This window comes from Endozoicomonas sp. PH6C (genome assembly GCF_059322965.1).
The window spans coordinates 5581109-5601382 of sequence record NZ_CP185342.1; the positions used below are offsets into that span (position 1 = coordinate 5581109).

17 protein-coding genes are annotated in these 20274 nt (G+C 42.9%); 5 read left to right on the forward strand and 12 right to left on the reverse strand.

Features of this window, described 5'->3' with window-relative positions:
* Positions 1 to 3: 3 nt before the first annotated feature.
* The 5 genes from glmM to rlmE all read right to left on the reverse strand — a co-directional run bounded on the left by glmM (position 4) and on the right by rlmE (position 9316).
* A complete protein-coding gene (gene glmM / locus ACOMG9_RS20305; protein WP_494529301.1) occupies positions 4 to 1341 on the reverse strand; it encodes a phosphoglucosamine mutase in 1338 nt (445 codons plus the stop codon).
* Positions 1342 to 1654: 313 nt separating this feature from the next.
* Positions 1655 to 2506, reverse strand: coding sequence for a dihydropteroate synthase (folP, locus tag ACOMG9_RS20310; protein ID WP_494529302.1), 852 nt, complete (start codon positions 2504 to 2506; stop codon positions 1655 to 1657).
* A gap of 293 nt (positions 2507 to 2799) precedes the next feature.
* The gene (locus ACOMG9_RS20315; RefSeq protein ID WP_494529303.1) at positions 2800 to 6048 is read right to left on the reverse strand and encodes a CHY zinc finger protein; all 3249 of its coding nucleotides are present in this window, start codon (positions 6046 to 6048) and stop codon (positions 2800 to 2802) included.
* Between the two features lie 334 nt (positions 6049 to 6382).
* The gene (ftsH, locus tag ACOMG9_RS20320; RefSeq protein WP_448218222.1) at positions 6383 to 8371 is read right to left on the reverse strand and encodes an ATP-dependent zinc metalloprotease FtsH; all 1989 of its coding nucleotides are present in this window, start codon (positions 8369 to 8371) and stop codon (positions 6383 to 6385) included.
* Positions 8372 to 8695: 324 nt separating this feature from the next.
* Positions 8696 to 9316 (reverse strand): 23S rRNA (uridine(2552)-2'-O)-methyltransferase RlmE, encoded by a 621-nt coding sequence (gene rlmE, locus ACOMG9_RS20325; RefSeq protein WP_422135258.1) that lies wholly within the window; start codon positions 9314 to 9316, stop codon positions 8696 to 8698.
* A 262-nt stretch (positions 9317 to 9578) separates the two neighbouring features.
* Between rlmE and yhbY the strand changes: the two genes are divergently transcribed.
* Positions 9579 to 9884: a ribosome assembly RNA-binding protein YhbY gene (yhbY, locus tag ACOMG9_RS20330; protein WP_448218223.1), complete on the forward strand. Its 306-nt coding sequence runs from the start codon at positions 9579 to 9581 to the stop codon at positions 9882 to 9884.
* 35 nt (positions 9885 to 9919) lie between these two features.
* Here yhbY and ACOMG9_RS20335 read toward each other — a convergent pair whose 3' ends face one another.
* The gene (locus ACOMG9_RS20335; RefSeq protein WP_448218224.1) at positions 9920 to 10561 is read right to left on the reverse strand and encodes a hypothetical protein; all 642 of its coding nucleotides are present in this window, start codon (positions 10559 to 10561) and stop codon (positions 9920 to 9922) included.
* 394 nt (positions 10562 to 10955) lie between these two features.
* Between ACOMG9_RS20335 and ACOMG9_RS20340 the strand changes: the two genes are divergently transcribed.
* Together ACOMG9_RS20340 and ACOMG9_RS20345 are read left to right on the forward strand one after the other, a co-directional pair.
* Positions 10956 to 11330 (forward strand): trypsin-like serine protease, encoded by a 375-nt coding sequence (locus ACOMG9_RS20340; RefSeq protein ID WP_494529304.1) that lies wholly within the window; start codon positions 10956 to 10958, stop codon positions 11328 to 11330.
* Complete coding sequence (locus ACOMG9_RS20345) at positions 11288 to 11839, forward strand: hypothetical protein (RefSeq protein ID WP_494530399.1); 552 nt, start codon at positions 11288 to 11290, stop codon at positions 11837 to 11839. Before ACOMG9_RS20340 ends, ACOMG9_RS20345 begins: the two co-directional genes overlap by 43 nt.
* Before the next feature lie 241 nt (positions 11840 to 12080).
* Here the strand turns inward: ACOMG9_RS20345 and ACOMG9_RS20350 are convergent, their stop codons facing one another.
* On the reverse strand, positions 12081 to 12677 hold the full coding sequence (locus ACOMG9_RS20350; protein WP_448218226.1) for a CPBP family intramembrane glutamic endopeptidase: 597 nt from the start codon (positions 12675 to 12677) through the stop codon (positions 12081 to 12083).
* Positions 12678 to 13131: 454 nt separating this feature from the next.
* On the opposite strand from ACOMG9_RS20350, the gene ACOMG9_RS20355 reads away from it, so the two are divergent.
* Both ACOMG9_RS20355 and ACOMG9_RS20360 read left to right on the forward strand, forming a co-directional pair.
* On the forward strand, positions 13132 to 13953 hold the full coding sequence (locus ACOMG9_RS20355) for a hypothetical protein (RefSeq protein ID WP_494529305.1): 822 nt from the start codon (positions 13132 to 13134) through the stop codon (positions 13951 to 13953).
* A 63-nt stretch (positions 13954 to 14016) separates the two neighbouring features.
* Entirely contained in the window at positions 14017 to 15102 is a 1086-nt protein-coding gene (locus ACOMG9_RS20360) for an IS630 family transposase (protein ID WP_448218589.1), read from the forward strand.
* A 532-nt stretch (positions 15103 to 15634) separates the two neighbouring features.
* Here the strand turns inward: ACOMG9_RS20360 and ACOMG9_RS20365 are convergent.
* The 5 genes from ACOMG9_RS20365 to ACOMG9_RS20385 form a co-directional block, all read right to left on the reverse strand.
* Entirely contained in the window at positions 15635 to 16693 is a 1059-nt protein-coding gene (locus ACOMG9_RS20365) for a hypothetical protein (RefSeq protein ID WP_494529306.1), read from the reverse strand.
* Between the two features lie 164 nt (positions 16694 to 16857).
* Positions 16858 to 17355, reverse strand: coding sequence for a hypothetical protein (locus ACOMG9_RS20370; protein WP_494529307.1), 498 nt, complete (start codon positions 17353 to 17355; stop codon positions 16858 to 16860).
* 32 nt (positions 17356 to 17387) lie between these two features.
* Positions 17388 to 18668, reverse strand: coding sequence for an ISKra4 family transposase (locus tag ACOMG9_RS20375; RefSeq protein WP_494529308.1), 1281 nt, complete (start codon positions 18666 to 18668; stop codon positions 17388 to 17390).
* Between the two features lie 69 nt (positions 18669 to 18737).
* Positions 18738 to 19316, reverse strand: coding sequence for a hypothetical protein (locus tag ACOMG9_RS20380; RefSeq protein WP_494529309.1), 579 nt, complete (start codon positions 19314 to 19316; stop codon positions 18738 to 18740).
* A gap of 174 nt (positions 19317 to 19490) precedes the next feature.
* The gene (locus ACOMG9_RS20385) at positions 19491 to 20057 is read right to left on the reverse strand and encodes a hypothetical protein (protein ID WP_448218230.1); all 567 of its coding nucleotides are present in this window, start codon (positions 20055 to 20057) and stop codon (positions 19491 to 19493) included.
* Positions 20058 to 20274 lie beyond the last annotated feature (217 nt).

Consider the following 20274-nt stretch of genomic DNA (forward strand, 5'->3'; position numbering starts at 1 on the left):
GAATCAGGACATTTCCCGTTCAACCACCATGGCCAGTCTTTCGGTGTGAGCACGAACTTCTTCGGCATTCTCACCCTCTACCATGACACGGATAACAGGCTCAGTGCCGGAAGGCCTCAAGAGTACACGACCACGACCTGCCAGTTCAGTTTCAGACTGTCGCACAGCGGCAACAATACCCGGTACTTTATCAGTGTCTTTTTTCTCTTTTACCCGGACATTAATCATGGTCTGCGGGTACTTGCTCATTCCTCTACGCAGCTCAGACAGTTTTTTACCAGAACGAACTACGGCCTTCAAAACTTGCAGCGCAGAGACAATACCATCACCGGTGGTGGACACATCTCTACAGATGATATGACCGGAGGACTCTCCACCTATCTGCCAATCGTGCTCCAGCAGTAACTCATTGACATAACGATCGCCGACTTTGGCTCGGGCAAAAGGAATATTGTTAGCTTCCAGAGCTTTCTCCATTCCCAGGTTTGTCATCAGAGTGCCGACAACCCCTCCCTTCAGCTCATTATGTTGAAGACGATCCAGAGCAATAGCGAACAGCAACTCATCACCATCAACAATCTCACCATTGTCATCCACCATGATGACTCGATCGCCATCACCATCAAAAGCAATTCCCAGATCAGCTTCACGTTCTTTGACAATTTCGGCCAGATTGTCAGGCTGGGTAGAACCACAACCCTCATTGATATTCAAACCGTTCGGGTTAATTCCAATGGCGTGAACATTGGCACCCAGCTCTCTGAAAACAGCAGGACCCACCTGATAGGTAGCACCATGACCGGCATCAATCACGATATTCATGCCGCGCAAGTCGAGAGGGTAGACAGTACTGGCTTTGCAATATTCGATATAACGACCGGAAGCATCATCCAGTCGGGTCACTTTACCCAGCTCACCAGAGTCAACGACCTCAATAACACCTTCTATCAGAGCCTCGATTTTTGCTTCAACATCGTCTGGCAATTTGCTGCCATTACCGGTAAAGAACTTGATACCGTTGTCGTAGAAAGGATTATGAGAGGCACTGATTACAATTCCGGCCTGACCATTAAAAGTGCGGGTCAGATAAGCGATAGCAGGTGTCGGCATAGGGCCGGTCAAACATACGTCAATACCCGCCGCAGACAGACCGGCCTCCAGAGCAGACTCAAACATGTAGCCGGAGATACGGGTATCCTTACCAATAACGACTTTACCCTCACCCTCTGCTGCCAGAACCTTACCCGCAGCCCAGCCCAGCTTGAGAACAAAATCCGGGGTAATAGGAAATTCACCCACCTTGCCACGAATACCATCGGTGCCGAAAAATTTGCGACCCATAAAGCAACCCTTATGCAATAATCTGGCGCCTGAATCCGCTGTCAGACAGCACTCTCAAATGGCTAGACAAAAAGGAGTGACAGGTGAAAACAGGCGATATTCTGCTTTGCCATGATGGCGTCGCAGAACAAAAAATACTGAAGATATACTCTGAATTATGACATGACTGTCATACAGACTTAATAGAAATGATTGTCTTACAAATGACAAAATTCTCCCTACCTGCGCTCAGAGCAAACGCCAGGCAAAAAGGAAGAAATAAAAAAAGAACCAGAGCCAATGCCTGCCCAAAAGAACAGGCGATTTAAACACCTCAGGCGTTCCTGACTGCATCCACCATGCGAACAGCATCAACGGTCTCAGCAACATCATGAACTCGAATAATTTGAGCCCCTGCCCGGGCAGCCAGAGTAGCAACGGCCAGACTTGCACTTAACCTCTGCTCTGCAGGCTTATTCAACACAGCACCAAGGAATGACTTTCTGGACATTCCTGCCAACACCGGGAAGCCAAGAGCAAGCACACGATCCAGATGTTTGAGTAACTGCAGATCATGGGCAGGTGTTTTTCCAAACATGCCCCCACCAAATCCCGGATCAAGTATCAGTCGATCTCTGGTAATACCGGCCGTTTCACAGGCACTGACACGCTGAAGCAGATACTCATTAACTTTGCTGACCACATCATCGTATTGAGGCACAAACCCCGTTTCTGGCTGTTCAACCAGCGAGTGCATCAAAACGACAGGAAGACTGGTTGCCGCTGCCGCCTCAAGAGCTCCGGGCCTCAGCAAAGCACGCACATCATTAATCATCCCTGCACCGGCTTTGCTGGCTTCAGAAATAACCAGGGCAGAACTGGTATCCACAGAGACCACTTGATCAAAGTTCGTTCTCAAAGCCTCTACAACAGGCACAACCCTCTCAAGCTCCTGCTCACTGGAGACCATCCCGTCAGCTCCCGGCCTTGTGGATTCACCACCCACATCCAGAATATCGACCCCATCGCGAACCATTTGCTCAGCAGTACTCAGCACCTGATCCAGACTCTGATAACGACTGCTTTCATAAAAGGAATCCGGGGTAATATTCAATACTCCCATGACCAGCGTTCGGTCAAAAGTCAGAGACTTTCCGGCACAATTTAACGTCTTCATTTTTTTCATATACCCAATCTACGAATACCACTAAAAATCATCCAGACTCAGCTACTGCCTGATTTTACAGGCCAATTGTTGAGACTCTCTTTCATTCTGCCCATCAATCAGGCTTTACAGCGCCCGTCTGGAAACCCTCAAACACCTGAGAATAGAAGCTTATAGCCGAAGCGAAGATTTTCCACAACAGACCGTTTCCACACTCAAACCTCAGGCCATTAATCCACAAATACAGCCTGGCAAGGTTAATATTTCCACCACTGCATTCAACCTCCAGGCCAAGGGTGGCGCAGATGTGGTATTCACCATAACCGGAGGGGATCCCTGCACACTGGGCAGCTTCTCACTCCATTTTGAATCATCGCCTCGATGCATTCCGTATGGACTCTGTGGGAGCAGGGCAGTATCTGGCAGCCGCCGAAAGAGTCTTCCAGACAGATACAGCATTCATCGTGCCCTGAATCGGGTCGGCATATGTGATCACCTTTTAACTTTTTATTCAGGCAGATGTTGCAAACATCACAGTGATAGTTTTTCTCCTCATATACTCGACAAATGCCGCATTTATCACAGTGGTACGGATTTAGTTCTGCACTGATGAAGTGTTTACACTTTGCACAGAAAAAGTCAGACATCCGCTCGTTGCATCCCGGGCATGTCTGGGAACCATCCGTAATTTCACCTTCATATTCACAGACTGTACATTGAAGGTGTGTTGCGTCAGAAGCCTTGCAATTTTCAGCTTGACAGCGGGGGCTTGCGTTATGACATCTATGGCAGGGGAAATAAAGGCCACAGCACTTGAATTTCACAAGGCAGCGCCTGTGGTAATGTTCGCACATTGGCTTTATGGTTTCTTGTTGAGATAGCGGCAACACCTCAACCGAACGATTTGCCTTCACATCAGGTAGGCTCGACTGCTGGCAAGAAGCAGAACTCTTCGGGTCACTGGCTGACATCGCCGGGCTGGCCGCTGCCGCCTGTTGGAGGGCTTGCTGGATCATTAAGTCTGTTAATTCTTGTTGTTTCCCGAGCTCAGCCTCCAACTTTTCGATATTTTCCCTCAAGCGTTGGTTTTCAGTGTCTGAATGGGTCACCCGTTCCCAGAGCCTTTGAGCTACTGCAGTAAGATTTTGATTCTTTATAGCCAACTCCTGATTCTCTGCTCTTACCCCCTGAACCTCCTGTGTTAATTCTTGATTTTCTACTGTTAACCTTTGAAACTCTACCGTTAACTTTTCAGTCTGTTCTCTTTCTATCTGTTGTCTTTTTTGCTCTTCTTTTTCCTTAGCGATTCTTTTCAGATCAATTTCTTTTCTAAGCCTGAGGTAATTCCATACAACACTTTCTAACTTTTTCAAATCACGTTTCAAATTTTCAGACCGTTGATCGTTGGAGCTATTGTCAGCATTCACTGCATTTACCGGAGTAATCGTCGGGAGGTCTGAAGGTTGTCCAAGGCTGGCTCTCTTTCGGGAAGAGTCATTTTGCTGATCAGCAAACCCGGGCTGTTTTGGCCTTGCTCCCTGCTGTAAGTATTTGTCAGCTGTCAGATTAGAGGAACTGCCCGCAAAGCCAGAGGCACTCGCGTAGCTAACAATCTGCTGGATGGGATCTGTGAATGTATTTGCATTGCTGGCAATTATTTCGTTGGCAATATTATCACTGCTACAGATCACAGGCTCTTGTGCTGAAGAGCAAGATTGCAACTGCATGTACAGTTTCTCTGAAAGGCGTATTAATTCACGGGATGATGGGTGCTGATCAAATCGTATAAGGGTATCCAGAAAAGAGGTGGAAAATGTAAATGATTGTGCATAAATCATGATATCGTGACTTATAGCGACATCTGATATTTTCCCTAACAGATTACGAATAAGTTCAATGGGGTTTGAATAGATCAGGAACAAATGAACGAAGTACTCAGTAAAGCAACATTTTTCAAATTGTCCTATAGGTGGCTGTTGATCAGGTTGATTGACCCTATGAATCACGTCCTGAACAATCTTATGCAAAATCATCAGGTTGTTTTCGCCGACTTTGAGCAGTGTCTCGTCAGTTGGAATGATCGGTTGCAGTGAAGACAGAATACCAAGGTCATTCAAAGTCTGTTTTGTATCGCTCGTGGCTTCTATCAGATGCTCGATAAAACGGTTGCGCAATGAATTCTCTTTGCAAGAACGCCGCAGTTCCAGTACCGCCTCAAGAGGAGTGACAGTATTCCCCCTGATGTTCGTGCCTTTTGTTTCCAAAACCTGTAAACGTTGAGGCCTGTCCAGTTCATCCAGTATTTGTCTCAGCTTATAAACTGCATTGCGATCGCTGCCTTCAATAATGGCAATAAGCTGGTCAGCAAGTTCCTGAAGGTCTTGAGTCGTCGCATTTTTTTCACTCTTGTCACCATCATCGTCTTTTCTGTTATTTTCATTTCCGCTACCATCACTGTCTTCTCCAGATGATTGGCCCTCCTGATCTTCAGGTTCTTCTCTTTCCTCCTCTTGATGGTCGTTATTTCCGTTCTCAGGTCCTGCATCGGATACGCTATAAGAGGGTTGTCCATCCCCATTACCAGCCTTCAAGACAGCACTCTCAAGAAATAGTTTGAAACAGCCAAGCTGCCACTGAAGACTTTCGCTGGCAGGACAGGTATTGGCTGCACGCCGGAGAAGAGTATTCCAGAAATCAACATCGATCAATTGTTCAATATCGAGAAAGTCAAGCCAGCTAACGGGTATAGCGACTTCGCTGGAAGTACCATCGCTATTAACGCGTGTAATTTTCAGGTGTGCCGGGGATGACTGCTGGTCAAACGAAATAGAATCCTTGCCAATGGACATCAACCATGTGATGACGGGTTTCAGGATAAGCAGGTCTATTTCGAATAATCCCGACGGCCTGCCGCCGCCTCCGGGCGGAGGCGGGGGTGGGAGCGAATAGAAAAAGCCACCACCCCCGTCACTGGAAAAATCAGCAATGCCAGTGAGCTTGCCTCCTGTCAATGTCATTGTGTTATTCAGAGCTTGCTGCGTTTCCAGCTCACTGACAGTCATGTTGTCGGAATAGGCCAGAAGAATAAGTGAGGTAGCATGGGGTTTGTTATTCAGAAGCGGATCGGTGTTTACAGAAGTAAGCTCAGGTCTGTCTGCCGTCGTGGATTTTAAACGAACAGTTATGCCATTTTCCGAGACACCTTTTGATACATGCTGGAAAATGGATATTTGCCCCTCTGACAGTATCAGTAGCTGATAGCAATAGTTGCTCAAGTCGTTCGTGATTGATATTGCGATACTGTTCGAATTTGCTGGCGCCACAGGTGCATTAAAGCAAAGAATACTGTTTCGGTCATTGAAACCCTCCGGGAGCAGCAAAATCAATTGCCACTGAATCTTATCCTGCGGATCTGCATCATCATTGATTTCAATCCGAAGCTTGTAACCATCAGGAGTATGCCGATCAATGACGGTTGAGGAATAGCATAACTGCACAACCACCGTTGTTATTAATGAAAAAACAAACGCTATTAAGGCTACCAATGAGCGGTAAAAATGCACTAAAGTCTCTCTGTACAATTTGGTCAATAATACCAACTCCGCCCACTTTGTCTGATAGAAAACCAATTCAATCTGTGTTGACTTTCTGCTCTGGAAAAATAAAGGAACGCCATTGGCCAATTTCATTATTCGAAGTACAGAGAGAGAATAGCCAAGAATTTCTGAATCGCTATATGGACTGGTTGTCTTGTGCCACAGAGCTTTCCACAGGATCAACCTCTTCACCGGAAAAGTACTTATCCATTACAAACCAGCCCAACAAACTTAGCCTCTTCTCAAGCCATACAAAAAAGGCAGGATAACAATCCTGCCTTTTTTGTTTCATAAGAAGGGATCAATGTTCGCCAGCCGGCCCACCAATAGGTCCTTTCTTATCATCATTGTCGCTGTTGGCATTATTATCACCGTCAGCACCTTTTGACTTGGATGCTTCAGGAGTCTCTTCTGCCTTGATACCCGCACCACCATCACCGTTGGATGAAGAGCCGGAAGATTCCTTGGGTGGTCGAGGCTTCTTGCCTTCCATAATGTCATCAATCTGATCAGTATCAATGGTTTCGTATTGCATCAATGCATCAGACATCAGATCCAGCTTGTCGCGGTTTTCCTTTAGAAGTCTCTCAGCAGTGTCATAGCACTCATCAATGATGCTGCGCACTTCTTCGTCGATCATCTTGGCAGTTTCGCCAGACACATTCATGCGTCCGCCACCACTGCCGTAGTTCTTGCCCAGAAACACTTCTCCTTCTTCATCATCATACTGAAGAGGACCCAGCTTCTCTGACAGACCCCACTTGGTCACCATATTCCTGGCAATCTGGGTTGCACGCTGAATGTCATTGGAAGCACCAGTGGTGACACCCGATTTACCCAGCGTCATTTCTTCGGCAATACGACCACCGAACAGTGAACAGATCTGACTCATCAGAGCCTCTTTGCTCTGACTGTAACGGTCTTCCTCGGGCAGGAACATGGTGACACCCAGTGCTCGACCACGAGGAATAATGCTGACCTTGTATACAGGATCATGATCAGGCACCAGACGGCCAACAATAGCGTGACCGGCTTCATGATAGGCCGTATTTCGTTTCTCTTTCTCACTCATCACCATGGATTTGCGCTCGGCACCCATCATGATTTTATCTTTGGCAAGATCGAACTCATGCATACCTACCGTGCGCTTGTCGGCGCGGGCAGAGAAAAGTGCCGCTTCATTGACCAGATTGGAAAGATCTGCACCGGAGAAACCGGGAGTACCACGGGCAATCACTGCCGGCTCAACGTCATCTCCAATAGGCACCTTGCGCATATGAACTTTCAGGATCTGTTCACGACCACGGATGTCTGGCAGACCTACCACAACCTGACGGTCAAAACGGCCGGGACGCAGCAGCGCCGGATCCAGTACGTCGGGACGGTTCGTTGCCGCAATTACGATAATACCGTCGTTTGCTTCGAAGCCATCCATTTCTACCAGTAACTGGTTAAGTGTTTGCTCACGCTCATCATGACCACCACCCATACCAGCACCACGGTGACGACCTACAGCATCAATCTCATCGATGAAGATAATGCAGGGTGCCTGCTTTTTAGCTTGTTCGAACATGTCACGGACACGGGAAGCACCCACACCCACGAACATTTCAACAAAATCAGAACCAGAGATGGTGAAGAACGGAACCTTGGCTTCACCTGCAATAGCCTTGGCCAGCAGAGTTTTACCAGTACCCGGAGGACCTACCATCAGGACACCACGGGGAATGCGGCCACCCAGACGCTGGAACTTGCCCGGGTCTTTCAGGAAATCCACCAGTTCCTGTACGTCTTCCTTGGCTTCTTCAACACCCGCTACATCAGCAAAAGTCGTCTTGATCTGATCTTCCGACAACAATCGGGCTTTGCTCTTGCCAAAGCTCATTGGGCCACCACGGCCACCGCCGCCGCCCTGCATCTGTCGCATAAAGAACATGAAGACGGCAAGAATCACCAGAATCGGGAAACTGGCAACCAGCAACTGTGTCCAGATGCTCTGCTTTTCAATAGGTTTGGACTCAATTTGAACATTACCGCGCAATAGCTCGTCCATCAGCTGATTATCGGGCACTGCCGGGGGCAGGTTGGTCTCAAAACGCTCACTGTTGTTCATGAGTCCAGTAATGGAAAACCCGTCAATCACTACCTTGCTGACCTGACGGTTTTCTACTGCACTGATGAAATCTGAATAACTGAGCTTCTGAGTAGAAGACTGCATGCCATCGAAGTTTTTGAATACGGTCAACAGCACCAAGGCAATGATGACCCATAAAATCAAGTTTTTTGCCATATCATTCAAAGGGCTACCCTCACTTGAGCGTACTGAAGCCTGTGGCTAACGGTTTTAAAGGGCATAATTACCGGCTCTGCTCTCTCTTATGGTTAATCCGCAGCTTCTACCATACACGAATGGCAGTGAGGGTGACAGTCATCAGCTGGCTATTGGGCAGATAGAAAAAATCTATAATGCCGACAGGTCTGCTTGAAACTGCGCTGCGACAAGGTTTTTCGCGTTTACCTAACGCGTTGTCAGGTTTCTGTCAAGATTCGATAGCGTTTAACCATCACCCTTGAACAGACAAAACATTGCAACGTCCAGGTTAAAGCAATGTTCTCAAGATACAAAATTTCTGGCCAGCAGAAACACCTCTCTGGATCGTGCTCTTGAGGAGCCCGGTTTTCGGGTAATCACTTTTTGGAATGAGGTTTTCATATCCTTGTGATACTCCTGATACCCTTCACCCTGAAATGTTTTGGTCAGAAAAGAGCCATTTTTCTTCAGCACCTGTCTGGCCAGATCCAGAGCCAGCTCAGCCAGATACATAGCTCTGGGCTGATCAACCGCCAGTGTACCACTCATATTGGGGGCCATATCTGAAATTACAAGGTCTACTTTATCACTTCCGATCGTCTCGAGGATTTTTTCCAGTACAGCGTCCTCGGTAAAATCGCCCTGAATAAAATCGACTCCGGCAATGGGGTTCATGGGAAGAATGTCTGAAGCCACCACACGACCGTTATCCCCTACCATTTCGATAGCCACCTGAGACCAGCCGCCAGGAGCCGCCCCCAGATCAACGACCTTCATCCCCGGCCTGATCAGCTTGTCCTTCTCCTGGATTTCAATCAGCTTATAGCTGGCCCTGGATCGATAGCCGTCTTCCTGTGAACGCTTTACGTATTTGTCTTCAAAGTGCTCCTGCAGCCAGCGGGCACTGCTTTTGGATCTGGCCATTTCTACCTTACATTACCTAGCTTAAAAAGCATTATTCATGACTACTGGACTTGTGAGCCACAGAGAATAAAGTACAATGATGAACTTTTGATCAACAGTTTCCAACCCGGTTTTTCCCAATCTTATAAAAACCGGGAAACGAGCCCCGATTCAGGTCTGTAAAATACAACCTTGTTTAATCGCTCATCAGGAATCTGTTGCCCGATTGCCATGGCTGTAGGCAATCGGCTTACTGGATAAGCAGCCTCAGGATTCTGAAATCATGAGCATTAGTTCTGAAAAAAAGAGACACTACCGTTCCCTCGGCCATAAACTGAAGCCTGTTGTCATGGTAGCGGGCAACGGTTTGAGTGACGGCGTTATTGAAGAAACACAGCGCGCCCTGCACGATCACGAGCTGATCAAGGTGAAGTTTGCAGTAGGTGACCGTGAAGTCAAGAAAGAAGCTATTGACGAGCTGTGCAACCAGACTCAGGCAGAACTGATTCAGACCATTGGTAACATTGCTCTTATCTTCAAAGAGAATAAAGACGCCAAGCCCAACCTGTCTAATATCAAAAGCTTCTGACTTTTGAGGGTGCCTGTATGTTTCAGGCGCCCTGATCAGTTCTTTTTCGTATAACTTTCAAAATGAGCTTTAGCTTTTAGATATTCCATACCTCCAGGGAAGCCTTTGTTTTTGTCTGGGGGTAATAGTAAAAGCTCTCGTAAAACTTCATTGTTTTTTCTTTTCCACTTAATTTCATACCTTGGCAATATAAGTGACAAGAAGTCCCCTGACTCCTTTGTAAATCCAAACCAACGGCCTGTAGCCCAGTACAAATCATCATCCAAGAACACGTATATTGAACATTTTAAACATTCATGTTTTATTTTATTGAATATAGGGAAGGAACCAAAGAATCCGGTCAAATAAAGATTTTCAGGCAAATCAAAACTAAAAAACAGGCAATCTCCTCCGTATGCAGAATTTATTTCTGAGACAGAATTAACCCCCATATAGCTATATTGAAAAAAGTCGCTAGATAATTCTTCAGGCAACTGCTTTATAAAGTGAAGATCTATTCTGTTTCCTGCATCATCTTCCAGATAAATTTTATTCTCAGATTTATTACCTTGTTGTATGATTTCTTGTTTTGTCATTTCGCCTAGCTTTAAAATCAGATAACCTTTTTCACATTGATCAGGAGAAGCCTTAACTGCGCTGACCACTGCAAAAAATAATAAAAAGAAAAAGTAATACATTGTTGATACCTTTCTGAATCAATATAACGGGCCTGTAGAAAAAACATTTCTAAGGCTACTCTCTCCAAGACACTCACTTTGAATATTAATTTAATCCTTTTGCAGTCATCCAATTATATCAAAGCCGCTCTATCAGATTTAGCACTTGTAAACTTCTCTCTCAGAAAACCGTATGCCCATCAAGTGGATCTGGAAGTATTGAAAGCAGAGTACGGTGTGAGGGATTATCAGGGTTTCCTGACTTCTGAGAGAGAGTGTTTCAAACGCAAAATCCGTTTCAGCCTCTCTTGAAGATAACAGCTTTTATGGTGATTTTTTCTAAGAATTCGTAATATTGCCAAATCAGGGAAAACAGCTAATCTTGAAATTTTGCAAGTTGATGGATTGATTTTTCATGAAAGCAGCGTGTAAAATTTTTGTCCTTGTAGCTCTTTCATCAATTTTACAGGCTCAGGGAATTGTAAAAAGGTACTCTCATACAAGTATTAAAGTACCAATTAATAAATACCCTTGGATAATTCAGACAATCAATCAAAGGGGTCGTCAGTCCAGCGGGTTTTTAATCAACAAACGATATGTATTAACAGCGGCACATGTTGTTGATAATATTGAGAAAAGGAGGTGCTTATCTGTACACTTTCTTAATTATCAAAACCCATTTTTCATACAGATAAATAGAATCGCATTATCCCCTCTATATAATTACAAAAAAATATATTTAATGACATCGCTGTTCTTGAATTATCAACCCCTGTTGAAGAAAAACTAATACTATCATCAACGCCTGCTATTGACTTTCAACCCTATACATGTAAAGAGCTATACAGTTTTCAGAGTCTCATTGGTTCAGGATATGCAATGCGAACTTCTCTGAGAGAAGCTAATTTAACATGGGAAACAAATCAAGAATGTGCTGAGCCTAATGGTCCTTATAAATACTATTTATCCTATGATGGCTACTCTGAAAGAGGCGATTCAGGCTCGCCATTATTCTATTGGGGAAATAATTCTTACCATGTTTTAGGCGTAGCAATTCAAAGTTTGTTTTGCAATAACTGTGGTAACATTTATGAAACTATGATGCATAATGTTGATTTCATACAAAATTCAACAAGCCACTTCCAAAACTCTGAAGATTCAGCTCAATTTCAACCCCAAATTGAGTGGATTTCTTTAGAATGCCCACCGGCTTCAACTGCCTCATCAACATCAAAGGCTTCAACGACTATGCTTTTTTTAGTTGTGTTTTTAACACATTCTACATGGCATTTACGATAGTAAGTACTCAGCCATACGGAATCGAATATTTCTGGCTTATTGGGCAGGTGCTCTGCAAGGCGCAACGACGGGAACATAGCAAGCTATGTGACCAGAGTTGCAACGCATCACGACTGCATGGATGCAGGAGCTAGAGCAACGCAGGAGCAGTTGCCGCGAGTGCCTGAAGAATAAGTCAGAAAATATGATTTCGTATGGTTGAGTACTTAACTATCTTGCTTTCACAAGCGTCAGTTGCCTTTTATCTTTTAAGGTAGGGTCTCAGAACAAGCCAGATAAGATTGTGTGTGGCATGACAGGTGATTACAGCGATTGGACCATGATGGTTATATATATATGAAAAGTAAAAACCTGCTACTGTAGCACTAAAAGCTTGGACAGGTGACCAGCTTGGACCTAATAAATGACAAAATCCAAAAAAAATGTTGCTAAAACATAAAGAGAGATCACTGGCAATACAACGTTGGCTGACAAATAAAGTATCAATGAATGATCGGGGACGGCACAATCTTCGGCACAGGACATAATTCAGCATTGGCTGCAAATAAAAGCGAAAAAAGACTTCTTCCATGGCTGACCCAACAACAAGCGCTAAACCCCTGATAAAAACAGGCCGACTGGTTGCACAATCATCGCATATCCTTTGACCTTCAGGAAGGAATATAGAAGCTATCGGGACTATAATGCAAGTTGAAAAAGTAAATTCAATGGTACCACAGATCACACCAATCATTATCTGTCTGCTTATGATCCTTAATGAAGACTCTGGTTTCTCTTCATAGACAGAGCTTGCGATTAATGGGCACAGCAAAAGTGTAATAAGTAGAAAAGTTTTCATTGGCAGCTATTCATATACAAATCAGGAAGTTTAGCATCTAAAAAAAAATTCCGGCATTAAATCCAACTGAAACGAGAGCCATATTCCTAAAGCTCGTCAGAAACGCTGAAATGGTCCTCTTCTTCGAAACCTTGAAGGTGAAGCTCGTGTTCGTAAAGACGTTACGGATAATCCAGCATCTTTGAGATGCTATAGCGGGATACAGACAGCATTTTTATAATCGAGTTCAATGTCATTCAAGCTTCAATAAGCAATCGCCGGTAGAATACGAGCTGACAACTTAGCTATAGACCTATGTCGATTTTTTCGGGGTCTATTTTATCGGGGAAGATGATAGTTCATTGTATTCGCCTCCTTTGCTGCAAGTCTTAGACACAAGATAACGCTTACAACTTTGAACTAAAGAATAAAAAAATTGTCTAAATGATAAATGAATAACAGGGATGTTAATAAAATGAACCATATTTCGTCTTTATCATTATCAACAGAGAACATACAAGCAAGTTATAATCTGGAGCCTGAAACCAGGCCTCCTTGTAAGTTTGCTGGGTTTAATGTTTCCAGAGTTGCTGACAGACTTGCAAACCGATTTCCAATTTCAAAATTAGAAAATCATTCCCTGAAAAGTCATTTCTGGTTTACAAATGAAATTTCATCAGTTTATGCATGCGAACATGTTTCGTTAGCATCAACTATTGCTGGGATTCGTAACTCACCCACAGTAAATGAAAGAAGAGTATCCATTGTAACGGGTGAGTCAGGTTTACTATCTTGTATACCAGAGCTTTCAAGAATATCAAAATTGATCATACAAGTTGACTGCGACTCTGTTCTTTTAAAATTCATTGAAAAAATATTGGAAAAATTGACCTTCTTAACTTTAATCAATCCCGAAATTTTTGATGAGTTAGTCCAGTCATCTTTAGAGCTTTTAAAGAAATCAGGATGTATAGCAGACGAAGTAGAATCAGAAATTTTAGAATCAGCGGCAATGTATAAAGAAGCAATGGGAGAGCTACACTGTCTCTCATCGCAAAGCAGATTAGAGGAATTCAAATCAGCTTTAAGTGAATGCCGTATACAAGCCATAGAGGCAAACTATTTCTCAAAAGATGACATGGATAGTCTAATTAAAATACTGGTAGAGGAAAATCTAGAAGTCTCTTATTTTAACATATCTAATGTAATTGAATACTTTGGTAACTTCTATTCGATGAACCCTTTCAATGGTTTAGTTCAAGGCGTGGAAAACACTAGTGTAGTGCGACCTAATTAACAGTACATAAAGACTCCTAACGGTCTACTATGGATGTTATTCCAACCACTGCCTGTTTTTACTATGCGAGTTGCCACAGAGATAATACTTGATGCTTCTGAAGAAATACGACTCAGAAAGATTACTTCATCAAATACTTGCCCTCTTCGCTTGGCCCGCCGTGCCCAGATTGTTCTTCTCTCTGCAGAAGGAAAAAGCAATCTTGAGATTGCGCAAATACTGAAGATCGGTCGTCATCAGGTCAGCCGCTGGCGTGACCGATATGCTCAGGAAGGCTTCTCCGGGATTGAACAGGATCGAGCTCGCAGTGGCCGTAAAAAGAAGATTGATGCTGCTGAGATTGTGAGTCTGACCACAAACACCCTTCCGGAAAATGCCACTCACTGGAGCACCCGAACTATGGCTGCTGTTAGCGGTATCAGTGAGAGAAGTGTTCGCCGGATATGGCATGCATATGGCCTCAAGCCTCACCTGGAAAAGACATTCAAGGTGTCCCGAGACCCGAAATTTGTGGAGAAGCTTGAAGATATTGTCGGACTCTATCTGTCTCCTCCTGAACATGCGTTGGTGCTGTGCTGTGATGAAAAAAGTCAGGTTCAGGCACTCGATCGAACACAGCCTGGCTTACCGTTGAAGAAAGGGCGTGCCGCAACAATGACTCATGATTATAAACGACATGGTACAACCACTCTCTTTGCAGCACTGAATGTACTTGATGGTGCTGTCATCGGTCAGTGCCAGCAGCGTCATACCCATGTGGAATGGTTGAAGTTTCTTAAACAGATAAATAGGGAAACGGCAAAAGACAAAGAGCTGCACCTGATTTGCGACAACTATGCGACTCACAAACACCCGAAGGTGCGAGAATGGCTGGAAAAACATCCTCGTTTTCATATGCACTTTACGCCAACGTCAGCATCATGGTTAAACATGGTTGAGAGATTTTTTCGGGATCTCACGAGTCAGCGTTTACGCCGTGGTGTGTTTGTCAGTGTGCCACAGCTAGTCAGTGCGATTGATGAATATATTGAAAAGCATAATCAAAATCCAAAGCCGTTTATCTGGACTGCTAAGGCAAATGATATCTTAGAAAAAGTCGTTCGGGCTAATCGCCGGTTAAGTTGCAAAAAGAACGACGCACTACACTAGATACATTAGAGCTATTCCACTGGCTGAAGATGCAATTTGTGCTTATTCATCTCTCATTTCAAGCCAAGATCACACCGGGACTTGCACAAGAAACGAATTATTTGAGCGTTTGTATCAATTAAATAAATCCAAGACTTTTCGTAAAATTGCACGCTATGCTCGTCAATCCAGATCAGATGTAAAAGATACAATCTCTGCTTGTGAACATTTAACCAAAGTCAGATTGATAAATGCTGAGACAGCCATAGATTTTTTAAGGTTGATTTTGGCACACATTACTAAGGAGGAATCTATAATTCTATCTTCCCGATCCAGTGATATTGATCGCAGCTTGAGTGAAAATACTGTTTATAATGATCAAGACAGAATAAAATTTATGCAGATAATCAGAGCCGCAGAGAGTTAATAGTTTTGATCTTAAATGACAGGCCTCCAGTAGAACACGAGATGGACAACTTTGCTAGTAAACCCATGTCCATTTTAACTCGAGAAAATCATTACGTTCGACACTAGCGCTTTAAAGGTTTATGCTTCAAAGCTTATCATCAACGAGAACAGCCCCCATAGATGATAACTCATCAGGTGTGAATCGATGAAAGTCTTTAGGTGTTAAATTTTTTGTCAATTCCTTTAGCAAAACGGGGTAACCAAGAGTTTCTCTTAAATCATTGAGCATTAATTGCTGGTCACTAAATTCACTTCCTGGTTGGCCCTGTTCAATAGTATCTGACTTCCAACCGTGCGCTTCTAATATTGCTCCACTGTGAAAAAATTTGTTTGCACCTGAGAAAAACAATGTAACCCCGCCAGAATAAACGAGACTGTCTTTTCCTATGTATGTGTCTAAAGAGAAATATCGTACAAGCAAAGCTGCCTCGAACACATGAACTAAGTAGTTAGTACCGGATATTTTATCTAAATGCAACTGTTCGATATCAGGAAAATATTGTCGCAACAAGGGAATAATATAAGGTGTATTCTTATGCAGTTTTCCAGAAAGCGATGCTACTTTTTCAGAAGTATCAACCTTTACTCTAATTCTCGATAAATACTTTGAAAATCTATTTTTTATAAAAACTTGATCCATAGGAATGCCAAGTTCTGAAAGGACTTCTGGAAAAGCCATTGCCAAATGCTTATTCTTTAATTTATCTTCGAGCTTATTAATATATGAGTTTGAAAATCCTGAATCTTTCATTACAAGAATAAGATCAAAAACATCTGGGAACACGATCAATCCATCATTAAAGACTATAACTGAATACTCAGTTATATCTTTTGAAAACGTTCTATTTTGATCACGCACGACTACAAATAATCTTTCTGTAGATTTGCCATTACTTAGCCTTTTGGACAAAGATCTAATCTCTAAAAAAGATGATTTTATAGAGGCGTTTATTTTCTTCTCTTTCAATGGGCGTTTTTCGATATTGGACAGAATCTTTTTAGCTTTTTCTTCGATAGACAGAGGTTCCTTAGTACAAATGGCCTCTGACCTGTAGCCTTTGTAATTATCACTTACAAGACACGGGTATGAATAACTTGAGAACGCCAGAGAAAGAATTAATAATAAGTAAGTTTTATTTTTCATAGGTAAACATCCTTTTAATTTTGATCATATATCTTTGATTATGTGTGTTGCAATGACCGACCTAAAGTAGAACACGAGATGGTTAACTTAGCTATTAAACCTATGTCCATTTATCCTGAGAAAATCATTACATTTCGTCAACCTGCGTTTTAAAGGTTTATGCCTCAAAGCTCATCATTAACGAGAACAGCCCCCATAGATGATAACTCATCAGGTGTAAATCGATGAAAGATGTCAGGTGTTAAACTTTTTGTCAATTCCTTAAGCAAAACAGGGTAACCAAGCGTTTCTGTTAAATCGTTGAGCATTAATTGTACATCACTAAATTCACTCCCAGGTTGACCCTGTTCAATAGTATTTGCCTGCCAACCGTGAAATTTTAATATTGCTCGACTGTGAAAAAAATTGTTCGCACCTGAGAAAAACAATATAACACCCCCAGAATAAACGTGACTGTCTTTTCCTATGTGTGTGTCTAAAGAGAAATAACGTACAAGTAAAGCTGCTTCGTACACAAAAACCGCGTTATTAGTACCGGGTATTATATCCAAATGTAGTTGTTTGATATCAGGAAAATGACATCGCAATAAAGCAATAACATGAGGCGTATTCCTATGCAACATTCCAGAAAGCGATGCTTCTTTTTTAGAAGCGTCAATCATTACTTGGGTGCTCTCTCAATTTGATAACTGACTCATACGTCAATTAACATTTTCCCAGACATGAAATTAGACCAAAGCTGATCCCAGCGTCCTTTGCTTTGGATTAGAGATCTTGTTGCCAAAAGAACTTCTGCACCAGTGGGTTTCCACCTCATCCCTGAACTACACAATCGTTGTTTTACCAGTGTCTTACATGCCGCTTCTGTCACTCCGGAACCTATGGGCCAGTTATGCTTAAGAGCCTGGTGATATTTCATCAGATGGTGATTGTTTGTAAAGTAGGTCACTGCCTTGTAACGCTTTTCGGTCAGTGCAATTGTCTTTTTCGGAAGCTCGGCTGATTCAATTTCTTCAAGTATTTTCCTGGCTGCTCCACGCTTATTTTTCAAGCTATGAAGCCTGTCTTCAAGCCAGTGATGCCGCTTTGATTTACTGGTTGGAAACAGCGCTTCTGCTGCCCCTGCCAGATATTCTGATGCATGATAAAAATCAAGTATCTGAGCTGTGGTATGTTGTTTAAGATAACGCCAGTTTTCTTTGGCACCATCAGCTACTCCAACATATGTCGCTTTTGGATAGAGCCGTTTGAGCTCTGCAATTTCCTCGTTAAGCTTACTCGTGAAGCCCTGCTTGCCATATTCTGGTGAGCTCGCAGTATAGATGGTGTGGAGCCTGTCGCCATCCGCAGAATAAAGACTCAATGTTCCACACATTGCTTCTCGCCAGCCTTCTTCACAAAGCAGCATGCAGGTGCCATCCAGTCCGATAGCGATTGTTTCCACAGGTTCTGTAAGTGATGGCAAGTCGTAGCGAGTGTCTTTCAGGTCTTCGACTAACGCACCTACTCTGTCGGATAAATGCTTGATGTACGAGTTTGACAGTACTCTTTGATGATTGGTTTCAAAATCTTCTTTTACAGCAGGAGCAGGCATCTGACTGTATTTCCAGGCAAGCGTCTTGGCAAATTTGGGTGTAGCAGAGCCAACGATTCCAGTGCGAAGATCAAGCGGTGCCAAAGTGCTTCCACCCCTTACCCCCTGATAAACAGAACGTTCCATGGGTACGCGCCCGTATAAGGTTTCATAGTGCTTCAGCACTTTTCCCTTGTAGCTCCACTTCTGCTGGTTAACGACGATGGGTTCTTTATTAGGTGGCTCAAATAGCTTCAGTAACTCTTGGGTTCCGAGCTGCCCTGCTTCATTCAGTGCTCTCTGCAAACCATCTTCAAGATTCAGCATGTTCCCAGAATTGATAGGCACCTCAATCTGAAGGACAATAGTTTTCTCTCGGCGGGCAATGACAGAAGCAGACATGGCGGGTTACCACTAAGAAAAGGTGTCTCCATAATAGCTGTAAATTGAGTGTACATTTGTTTCAATCATTCAGAGAGAACACCCCATTACTTTAATTCTCGATATATACTTTGAAAATCCATCTTTTATAAAAATTTGATCCATAGGAATACCAAGATCTGAAAGGACTTCTGGAAAAGCCATTGTCAAATGCTTATTCTTTAATTTATCTTTAATTTTATTAATATATGAAATTGAAAATCCTGAATCTTCCATTACATGCATAAGATCATATGCATCCGGGAACAGGAGCATCCCATCATTAAAGAGTACGAGTGAATACTCAGTTATATCCTTTGAAAACGTTCTATTTTGATCGCGTACAACTAAAAATAACCTTTCTGTAGATTTGCCATTACTTAGCCTATTGGTCAATGATCTGATCTCTAAGTAAGCTGATTTTATAGAGGCGTTTATTTTCTTCTGTTTCAATGGACGTTTTTCGATATTAGCCAGAATCTTTTTAGCTTTTTCTTCGATAGACAGAGGTTCCTCAGTACAAATGGCCTCTGACCTGTAGCCTTTGTAATTATCACTTACAAGACACGGGTATGAATAACGTGAGAACGCCAGAGAAAGAAATAATAATAAGTAAGCTTTATTTTTCATGGATTAGCATCCTTTCAATTTCTTTGATCATACATCCTTTGACCAAACCTCTTGTAAAAAGTTCCCTTGTTTAATATATCAATAAGATAATAGAATCCTTGTGAACTACCTCAAGATACATGCCACCTGACAATGAATCCGGCATTACCTGTCCCCATAAACTGACTCAATAGGTTAACTGCTTGAATTGACTGCGCATTCGTATGTTATTTTCACACTATTTGAAGGCGCCGTATCATCCACAACTGTCAGGGTAAGTGCATTATTTTCGATAATAAATGTTATTGAGTAAGTCATTTCATTGTTTACTTTAATAGTCGAACGGTAGGTTCTATCCGGAACTGTTGTTGTAAATCCCGCTTCGCAAGCTGGGTTACTGCATGTACAAATAGCATTCTTACCTTGTATCCAGTCTTTAAAATTTTCAAAAACACCTGCACTCATTTCAGAACCAGTTAAATAAAGCAACCCTTTGTTCAATTCAATTTCATTTCTTAAGAAAACTTTAACCATTCGGCCAAAATCAGACTGCCAGCCATCTTTGTTTGCAATATAAAATGTGCGCCCCTCACTCGTTTGAACTTTTTCTCCACCTTCATAATCAAGAAAATTGATCCATTCAGGAATATTGAATTCAAGCCAACCAGATTTATATACAAGCTTGGGGTTTATAAACCGTTCATTTGAAAGTGCGACATGACAAAAACATAGAGCAAAAAAAAAGAAGTAATGTTTTTTCATATTCAATACTCTACTACTTGGAAAATCATCAGTTCTGCAGCTTTACCGATTTTCATGAGCATATTCCCTGCAGCTCTACAGCATTTAAAAGTTGCATAAGCATTGTTGTTGCCAGTAAGGCTTAAATTGGCAAAATCCATAACCAGAAAAGAGCAAAGAAAACGATATCTGCAAGTTCTGTGTATCAATCAACCTTGTCCAAGCCGACAGGGCTTCG